The organism is Stenotrophomonas sp. S39 (genome assembly GCF_016624665.1).
In the GTDB taxonomy this organism is placed as follows: Bacteria; Pseudomonadota; Gammaproteobacteria; order Xanthomonadales; family Xanthomonadaceae; genus Stenotrophomonas.
On the sequence record NZ_JACVTT010000131.1, the window covers coordinates 1 to 8750 of the forward strand.

Annotated in this window: 8 protein-coding genes; 6 read left to right on the top strand and 2 right to left on the bottom strand. The window is 66.8% G+C overall.

Annotation, left to right across the window (positions count from 1 at the left end):
* Window positions 1–256 precede the first annotated feature (256 nt).
* The 4 genes from IAE41_RS20780 to IAE41_RS20795 all read left to right on the top strand — a co-directional run bounded on the left by IAE41_RS20780 (window position 257) and on the right by IAE41_RS20795 (window position 6206).
* Window positions 257–2731, top strand: a complete 2475-nt coding sequence (locus IAE41_RS20780) for a membrane-bound PQQ-dependent dehydrogenase, glucose/quinate/shikimate family (protein WP_234458949.1) — start codon at window positions 257–259, stop codon at window positions 2729–2731.
* A gap of 172 nt (window positions 2732–2903) precedes the next feature.
* A complete protein-coding gene (locus tag IAE41_RS20785) occupies window positions 2904–3452 on the top strand; it encodes a transposase (protein WP_325167016.1) in 549 nt (182 codons plus the stop codon).
* A gap of 84 nt (window positions 3453–3536) precedes the next feature.
* A complete protein-coding gene (locus IAE41_RS20790) occupies window positions 3537–4949 on the top strand; it encodes a serine hydrolase domain-containing protein (RefSeq protein ID WP_200734411.1) in 1413 nt (470 codons plus the stop codon).
* Between the two features lie 81 nt (window positions 4950–5030).
* Window positions 5031–6206 carry an ankyrin repeat domain-containing protein gene (locus IAE41_RS20795; RefSeq protein WP_200734412.1) on the top strand — a complete coding sequence of 392 codons (1176 nt, stop codon included), beginning with the start codon at window positions 5031–5033 and terminating at the stop codon, window positions 6204–6206.
* Window positions 6207–6218: 12 nt separating this feature from the next.
* Here IAE41_RS20795 and IAE41_RS20800 read toward each other — a convergent pair whose 3' ends face one another.
* A complete protein-coding gene (locus tag IAE41_RS20800) occupies window positions 6219–6611 on the bottom strand; it encodes a DUF3037 domain-containing protein (protein ID WP_079222373.1) in 393 nt (130 codons plus the stop codon).
* Window positions 6589–7365 (bottom strand): HipA family kinase, encoded by a 777-nt coding sequence (locus IAE41_RS20805; protein WP_200734413.1) that lies wholly within the window; start codon window positions 7363–7365, stop codon window positions 6589–6591. The genes IAE41_RS20800 and IAE41_RS20805 overlap by 23 nt, the downstream gene beginning before the upstream one ends.
* Window positions 7366–7470: 105 nt before the next feature.
* On the opposite strand from IAE41_RS20805, the gene IAE41_RS20810 reads away from it, so the two are divergent.
* Window positions 7471–8076 (top strand): hypothetical protein, encoded by a 606-nt coding sequence (locus tag IAE41_RS20810; RefSeq protein ID WP_200734414.1) that lies wholly within the window; start codon window positions 7471–7473, stop codon window positions 8074–8076.
* Between the two features lie 274 nt (window positions 8077–8350).
* A complete protein-coding gene (locus tag IAE41_RS20815) occupies window positions 8351–8680 on the top strand; it encodes a hypothetical protein (protein WP_108758464.1) in 330 nt (109 codons plus the stop codon).
* The last annotated feature ends 70 nt before the right edge of the window (window positions 8681–8750 follow it).

Below are 8750 nucleotides of genomic sequence, written 5' to 3' on the forward strand. Positions count from 1 at the left end.
CCCCGGTGGTACCCGGCCGCTTTGTGCGGACCCCCCCGCCGCCGCCCTGGGGCGGGCGTCGTCGTATCTGCAGGCAAAGAACGCATTCATTTCACAGGCAGGGGCGGATAACGGTTGGCGAACCAGCGGACGATGCCGTCCGCAGTGACCCCCGTCCAACCGGCCACCCGGCCGCGCCCTGGAGCCTGAAATGCCTGCCGCCCCCGCTGCCGTTCCCCCCGAAGCGCCTTCCCGCACGCCGCGTCGCCGGCACCCGATGGCCACCCTCCTGTCCCTGCTGCTGATCCTGCTCGGCGCGGTCATCGGCGGCCTGGGTGTCTGGCTGCTGACCCTGGGCGGTTCCTGGTACTACGCCATCGCCGGTGTCGCCATGCTGGCCAGCGGTGCGCTGCTGTGGGGCAACCGCCGCAGTGCCGCGCTGCTGTTCGCCGCCATTTTCATCGGCACGCTGCTGTGGACGTGGTGGGAATCGGGCAGCACCTACTGGCGCTGGGTGCCGCGGCTGGGCCTGGTGACCGCGCTGGCGATCGTGATGGCGCTGCTGGCCCCGACCCTGCAGCAGCCTTTTTCGCGTCGCGTATCACGCGGTGTTGCGGCGGCCTTGATGCTGGTGTTCGTGGCGGCCTTCGCGCTCGCCTTCGTGCCGCACGGTGAAGTGCGCGGTGACCAGCCGTTCCCCGATGCCGCCGCCTCGACCGGCATCGATCCCACCGAGGACACCACCGGCCTGCAGCCCTCCGACCGGCCGGCCGACGGCGACTGGGCCGCGTGGGGCCGCAACAACGCCGCCACCCGTTTCTCGCCGCTGCAGCAGATCACCCCGGACAACGTGGCCACGCTGCAGCCGGCCTGGCAGTTCCGCACCGGCGATCTGCCAGAGAACCGCTGGGGCGCGGAAACCACGCCGCTGAAGATCGGCAACCGCCTGTACCTGTGCACCGCGCGCAACCAGTTGATCGCACTCGACGCCAGCAGCGGCAAGGAACTCTGGCGTTTCAATCCAAAGGTCAAGGACGCTTCCATTCCCTACACCGCAGCGTGCCGCGGCGTGTCCTATTACGAACAACCGAGTGGCGCCGCCGTGGTCGATGCTGCCCTGGCGGATGCGGCGGCCGACCTCGCACTGCCTCCACCGCCGCCGACCGCAGGCGCCGCCAGCGTGCCTGGCAACCGCCCGGCCTGCACCGCCCGCATCATCGAAGGCACCCTGGACGGCCGCATCATCGCCGTGGATGCCGACAGCGGAAAGCCCTGCGCCAACTTCGGCAACAACGGCCAGGTCGACATCACCCTGGGCATGGGCAACACGCCGCCGGGCTATGTGTCCATCACCTCGCCGCCGGCCATCGTGCGCGGCGTCATCGTGACCGGCCACCAGGTGCTGGACGGCCAGCGCCGCGATGCGCCGTCGGGCGTCATCCAGGCCTACGACGCGGTGACCGGCAAGCTGCGCTGGGCCTGGGACATGGATCAGCCGGAACTGACCGGCTTGCCGGCACAGGGCAAGGAGTACACGCGCGGCACGCCGAACATGTGGACCACCGCCACCGGCGATGAAAAGCTGGGCCTGGTCTATCTGCCGATGGGCAATTCCGCGGGCGACTACTGGAGCGGCTCGCGCACCGAGAACCAGAACAAGTACGCCACATCGCTGGTCGCCATCGACGTGACCACCGGCAAGCCCGCGTGGCATTTCCAGGCCGTGCGCAAGGATGTCTGGGATTACGACATGGGTTCGCAGGCCAGCCTGATCGATTACCCGACCGCACAGGGCAAGGTGCCAGCGATCCTGCTGCCGACCAAGCAGGGCGACATGTACATCCTCGACCGCCGCACCGGCGAGCTGCTGACCCCGGCGGAAGAGCGCAAGGTGCCGACCGGCGGTGTCGAACCGGAGCAGCGCTCGCCGACCCAGTTGTTCTCGCTGTACCACACGCTGCGCCGCGAGCACGACCTGACCGAGCAGGACATGTGGGGCATCACGCCCATCGACCAGCTGGTGTGCCGCATCCAGTTCCGCAAGGCGCATTACGAAGGCTTCTACACGCCGCCGAGCGCAGACCACCATTCCATTGAATACCCCGGCTACAACGGTGGTTCGGACTGGGGCAGCGTGGCCATCGATACGCGGCGCGGGGTGATCGTGGCCAACTACAACGACATGCCCAACTACAACCGGCTGGTGCCGCGCGCCGAGGCCGACCGCAAGGGCTGGCTGCCGCGCGAGGCGATCACCCATGACAAGGGCGGCGCCGAAGGTGCGGGCGACCCGCAGGTGGGCACGCCGTACGCCATCGACGTCAACGCCGGCTGGCGCCTGCCGTTCACCGGCCTGCTGTGCAAGCAGCCGCCCTACGGTGGCATCCGCGCCGTCGACCTGCGCACCGGCAAGCTGCTGTGGGATCGGCCGTTCGGCAGTGCGCGCGGCAATGGCCCGTTCGGCATCCGTTCCGGCCTGCCGATTGAAATCGGCACCCCCAACAACGGTGGTTCGGTGGTGACGGCCAGCGGCCTGATCTTCATTGCCGCCGCCACCGATGATCTGCTGCGCGCGATCGACCTGAAGACCGGCAAGGAACTGTGGCACGCCAAGCTGCCGGCCGGTGGCCAGGCCAACCCGATGGTGTACGAGCAGGACGGCCGCCAGTACGTGGTGATCGTGGCGGCCGGGCACCACTTCATGGAAACGCCGAAGGGTGATTACGTGATGGCGTACGCGTTGCCGAAGTGACGGTGGGGGGCAGGGGAGGGTAGAGTCGACCGTTGGTCGACTGCCCTTCGCGACCCAACTATAACCCCGCGCCTCGCGCGGGAGTCGACCAACGGTCGACTCTACCCAGTCGGCGCCAAGTCATTTCCCTACGGGATGACTGGTCTCGCGCCGATGCCAGAACGGAGCCACCATGGGCATGTTCAACCACATGCCCAGTCCACAACTACTCATCGGCCGCCGCTCCATCATCGGCAACGTGTACGCAATTACGATGATCTGCAGAGATCGTCGTCCCGTCTTCGAAGACCCAGCCAACGCCGACATCGCGATACAGGTGCTGGAGGCAATGGACCAACAAGGGCTGACCTCGCCGCTTGCGTGGGTGGTCATGCCCGACCACCTGCATTGGCTTGCCCAGCTTCGCGAAACGTCACTCGGCTACTGCGTGCAGCGCTTCAAGTCACGCAGCGGTTTGCTCATCAACCAACATCGCGGAAGCGCCGGGGCCCTCTGGCAGGCGGGCTACTTCGACCATGCGATCCGCAGTGAGGAATCACTGCGAAAGCATGCGCGCTACATCCTGGCAAATCCCATAAGGGCAGGATTGGCAACCCGACTAGGCGAGTACCCCCATGGATGGTGCCGCTGGCCAATGGATGACGACCCCCGGGGTAGAGTCGACCGTTGGTCGACTGCGCTTTGCGACCAGGCCAAAAAAGCCCCGCGCTTTGCGCGGTAGTCGACCAACGGTCGACTCTACCCGCCCGGCACGCGCCATCCTTGGGCTAGGATGGCCGCACGACTCGTCTGCGAAGGAATCGCCATGTTCGTGCGCTGTCTCGCCGCCCGCCAACTGTTCTGGGCGCTGTTGATGCTGTTGTGCATGGGCGCCGCGCACGCTGCGCCGCCCGCTCCTGAGGCCCGACGTGCGGCTGATGACTGGCTGGCAGCGTTCAATGCCGGCAGCCTGGAGCAGTTGCAGGCCTTCGCTGAGCGTTACGCCAAGAAGGACGGCAGCACCCCGCAGGATTACCTGGAGTTCCGCGAGTCGACCGGCCCACTGAAGCTGCTGGAGGTGCGTGAGAGCGCGCCGCTGCAGGCGAAGCTGCTGGTGCTGGCGCAGCAGACCGAGCGTGCGATGCTGGTGACCGCGGAGATGGACCCGGCCCATCCGGAACATTTGAAGCTGTTCCAGCTGGAAGGCACACCCACGCCGGAAAAGTACCAGCCCGCACGCGTCGCCTTGCCGGAGCTGATGTCCGACGCCCGCGCAAAGCTGGACGCCTTGGCCGCTGAGGACGCGCTGTCCGGTACGGTGCTGGTGGCGCAGAACGGACGCGTGCTGCTGGATTGGAGCGGTGGCCTGGCTGACCGCCGCGCGAACAAGGCGGTCGATGCACAGACGCAGTTCCGCCTGGCCTCGTCCAACAAGATGTTCACCTCGGTGGCCATCCTGCAGCTGGTACACGCCGGCAAGGTGAGCCTGGACGATACAATCGGCAAGCACCTGCCGGACTATCCGAACAAGGCCGTCGCCGATACCGTGACCGTGCGACAGCTGCTGACCCACACCAGTGGCCTGGGTGATTTCTTCGGCGATGATTTCGACCAGTACTCGGCCTCGCTGAAGACGCTTGATGATTACGTGCAGCGTTTCGCCAGGGATGCGCCGCAGTTCACGCCCGGCAGCCAGGACGCCTACTCCAACTACGGCTTCATCGTGCTCGGGCGCATCATCGAGGCCGTTTCCAGACAGTCCTACTACGCCTATGTGGATGAACACATCCTGCGCCCAGCGGGCATGACCGGCACCGGCTTCGAGCCGGAAGCCGTGGACGTCGTGCAGCGTGCCGTTGCCTACACGAAGAAGGAAGGCCAATGGACGCGCGAAACCAGATCGCTGCCGTGGCGCGGCATGTCGGCGGGTGGCGGCTACAGCACCGCCGCTGACATGCTGAAGTTCTGCGAGGCGCTGCGCAGCGGCAAGCTGGTATCGCCGGCGCTGCTGCAGCAGGCCACCACCGCGCAGAATCACAAGGGCTGGTATGGCTACGGCTTCGTCGTGCAGGGGCAGGGCAGCCAGCGCCAGTACGGGCACGAAGGGGGCGCGCCGGGTTCGAACAGTGCCATCGTCGTGCTGCCCGGGCAGGGCTACGTGGTCATCGGCCTGGCCAATGTTGATCCGGATGCGGTGGGCAACGTGGTCAACTACATCGCCCGGCGGTTGCCGCTGTAGCGTTGCCGCACGACCGCGCGCTGCAGGAATGGCGCACAGTGCGATAGGCTGGTCGATCAACACGGGTTTCATGGACGAAGCATGAGCGATCGCCACGCATTGGGTATCGAACACGAGAGCGAACTCGTTCGCCTCTACAACGCCGTCGAGGCGGGGGACCTGGACGTGGTGCGCGCCATCGCAGCCGCGCAGCCCGTCCTGCTGCGGCTGGCCTATTTCGGCAATGCCGGCAGCAAGAGCGTGCTGCACATGGCGGCGGCGAGCGGCCAGGAAGCGGTCTGCCACTGGCTGCTGGGGTGGGGGCTGCCGGTGGACGTGAGCTTCAGCGGCAACGACGGTGCGACGCCCTTGATGGCTGCCGTGAATGGCGGTCACGCCGCGGTCTGCACGTTGCTGCTGCAGGCGGGCGCCAATCCAGATGGCACCGCGCTGGTGGCCTGCCCGCCGCTGTATGCCGCCGCTGTTGCCGGGCGCGGCGATATCGTCGAGCTGCTGCTGCACGCTGGCGCCGACATCAACCGCCTGCACCGGCAGATGAACCAGTCGTCGCTGGACGTTGCGCGCATCTGGAAGCATCCCGCGGTGGCGGCGACGTTGGAACACCAAGGGGGCAGGAGCGTGCGCGATTACGAGGGCCCCTATGTGCAGGGACCGGGCGAATCGATCATCGTCTTCGTGCACAACACGGCCGGGCCGGTGCTGCGGCCGGAGTTCTCGCCGGTATCGCGTGATCCCAGGGCGTCCCTGCACGTGAGCCTGATTGACGGAAAATCCGACTTCAAGCTGCTGTTCACAACGGGACTGCATGGCGCCGGGACGCCGATGACCGAGCTGTTCCTCTGCCTGCAGGGCAACTGGCCGTTGCCGCGCACCGGGCTGGCCGATGACAGTGTGTGGCGATTCCCGGAACTACTGCTGTCGCGCATGGTGGAGAAGCTGTTCGCGCAGGGGCCGATCGGCGAGGGGCACCTGGTGGAACGCAGCGACCCCGCGTTCACTGATCTACCGTGGCCGGAGGATGTCGACGCACTGCTGGCGGTGGACAAGCCCTGGAATCCGGTGAACGAGCGCGATTCGATCCCGCCGCACCAGCGCGTCACGCTGCTGGTGCTGGCCCCGGTGAAGTACACGCGGAAGGGCAGGCCCGATGCCGGCGCCCTGGCGACCCTGCTCGAGCGCAAGCGCAAGGCCAGCTGGCGCGTGCTGTCGCTGCGGCGGGATGATCCCCGGGTCCGCCTGGCAGTCCTGCCAGACTGACCGTGTGCCGCCTCAGCGCGGCACCCGCACCATCTTCGTCATCAAGTGTTCCACCACGCCCGCCGGATCGGCAGTGCGGCCCACGTGCGTGCTGGACATCTGCACGATCGAACTGCGCTTGGCGGTAAGGAAATGGAAGCGCGCACGTGCCGGCAGCTGTGCGATCGGGCCGGCGTTGGCGTCGCCGCGGCAGATGGCCACGATGGCATCCAGCCACGGTTGCAGGGCTTCCAGATCAAGCGCGGGGGCAAACGCCTGCAGGCGTGCCGCATCGATCTCGATGGCCGCTTCCAGATGGCGTGCGCCGGGGCAGGACACGATCACCCCGACGTTGATGAATTCTTCGCGTTCCACCCGCGGTACCACGCGGATGACCGCATAGTCATACGTGTGCAGCGTGGGCACGGATGGCCTCCTGCACGAACACCGCACGCACCTTCAGGCGATGCTTGAGGTAGTTGATGTAGCCCTGGCGGTAAGCCTGCGGGCTGTCGAAGGCCGGCTCGTCCACCAGCCAGCTGTCCGGCACCAGGCCGACGATGCGCTCGATTTCCGCATCGGGCAGGCGTGCGGCCAGCTCGGCATCCACCTCGGCAATGCGGCTGGCAAACGGCAGCAGCACATGGTCGCGGATCAGCACGAAGGGCTTTTCGCAGGCGTCGCCGGCATTGGCCCAGTCGTGGTGGAAGTACATCGCCGCACCGTGGTCGATCAGGTACAGCTTGCGGTGCCAGACCATCAGGTTGGGATTGCGCGTGGTGCGGTCGACGTTGCTGGTGAAGGCATCGAACCAGACGATGCGCGAGGCAAGATCAGCATCCACCGGCATCGCGGCAGGATCGTAGTTGATCGCGCCGGGCAGGTAATCCAGGCCCAGGTTCAGGCCCTCGCTGGCACGGATCAGGTCCTGGATTTCCGGGTCCGGTTCGGTGCGGGCGAACTCGCTGTCCAGCTCCACGAACAGGATTTCCGGAATCGGCAGGCCGACCGAGCGGGCCATTTCGCCGGCGATCAGCTCGGCGATCAACGCCTTCGGACCCTGGCCGGCGCCACGGAACTTGAGCACGGCCATGCCGTCGTCGTCGGTCTCGACCACGGCGGGCAGGGAACCCCCTTCGCGGAGCGGGGTGATGTAACGGAGGGCGTGGGCGGTTCGCACGGCGGGCGTTGATGGATGGGTTGCGCGCAGTTTACCTTGGCCACCCGCGCACGGTACGCGCACGGGTGGATGGCAACGGAATGGAGCATTGCGATGGCGTGGGGTGTGGACGAAATCTATCTGGCCGCGACGGAACGGGCCGTAGCCTGGGCAGCAGGATCGCCGTTCGCACACCTGTCCTACGTGGTGAAGGACCCGGTGGCATCCTGCGATGCACGGGGGGATGAGCATCGTCACAGCGTTGGCGCGCAGGGCCTTCTGGTGCTTCGCGGCGTAGGCAGTCCGCAAGGGTTCCAATCCGGGCGCATGCCGGGTGCCGTGCATTGGGACGGGCTGCGGCCAGACGCCGGGGCCGCGCCGGTCGATGCCGCCGTTGGCGCGCAGCTCCAGGCGTACATCACGCAGATGGACATGCGCGGCCTGGATGCGCCCGACGCGTTCCGCGCGTGGCTGCGGGAGGTGTCGCTGCGCCTGCAGCAGCCGCTGATGTTCTATACCGCTTCGACGTTCGGCGGCACCTGCGACTACGACTACGCGTTGACCTATACGCCGACGGAACGCCTGCATGCAACGCGTTTCGATGGCCTGCGGCCATGCAGTCCGACGGCATTGCAATCCGGCCTCGCATGCCTGTCGATCACCCTGCCGACGAGCTATTTCGCACTGCATGAGCGCAGCTTCGATTGGGCTTCACGGGCGCTTCTGCAGTGAGTCACGTCGGCGGCGAGTGCGTCGGGAGCGCCCAGGGCCGCCAGGATGAATGAGCAGGTCGGCATCCACAGGGCAGGCAGTCGCCAAACGTAACGGCCACTGTCTGGCAGCGCGGCGGGCACGGCATTGCGCGCCATCTTCACTTCACACTGCCTCTGGCGATGGCAGCATTCATCCCCGGGGAGCATGAACCGGCCAGGATGGCCGTGGTGTACTAGAGCTGCCATCCTTCAAGCGTTTCCACGATGTTCTTGCAGGCTTTGGAGGTGCACCCATGAATGACGAATCCAATTCCCTGCTGCCGACCCTGGACGATGCCAAGGCCGAGCAGATGATCGGCAAAGTGGTGCTGGTCGGTATCACCCGTTACGGCGGAGATGGCCAGATGCGGGACCAGCAGCAGTATTCGGGCACGGTGCTGCGCATCAGTGCCGAAGAAGGCGTCGTGCTGGCCGACGAGGCCGATGGCCATGAGCGTTACCTGCCACCGATGCTGGACCAGTACCTGCCGGCGGAGCCGGGGGAGTACCGCCTGCGTTCGGGCGGCGAGATCGTGGTCGACCCCGATTACCTGACCACCTGGGATCTGCACGCGCAGCAGTGAGGCGAGGGCAGGTGGCCGCCCGGCATGGCCCCGCGCGACCGGCGGTTTGCCGGGGCCGGGGGGGGGGTTT

Bases quoted from the DNA above. Each gene is read 5' to 3' on its own strand.
- IAE41_RS20815 (WP_108758464.1), top strand. From the start codon at position 8,351: ATGAATGACGAATCCAATTCCCTGCTGCCGACCCTGGACGATGCCAAG.
- IAE41_RS20780 (WP_234458949.1), top strand. From the start codon at position 257: ATGGCCACCCTCCTGTCCCTGCTGCTGATCCTGCTCGGCGCGGTCATC.
- IAE41_RS20790 (WP_200734411.1), top strand. From the start codon at position 3,537: ATGTTCGTGCGCTGTCTCGCCGCCCGCCAACTGTTCTGGGCGCTGTTG.
- IAE41_RS20795 (WP_200734412.1), top strand. From the start codon at position 5,031: ATGAGCGATCGCCACGCATTGGGTATCGAACACGAGAGCGAACTCGTT.
- IAE41_RS20785 (WP_325167016.1), top strand. From the start codon at position 2,904: ATGGGCATGTTCAACCACATGCCCAGTCCACAACTACTCATCGGCCGC.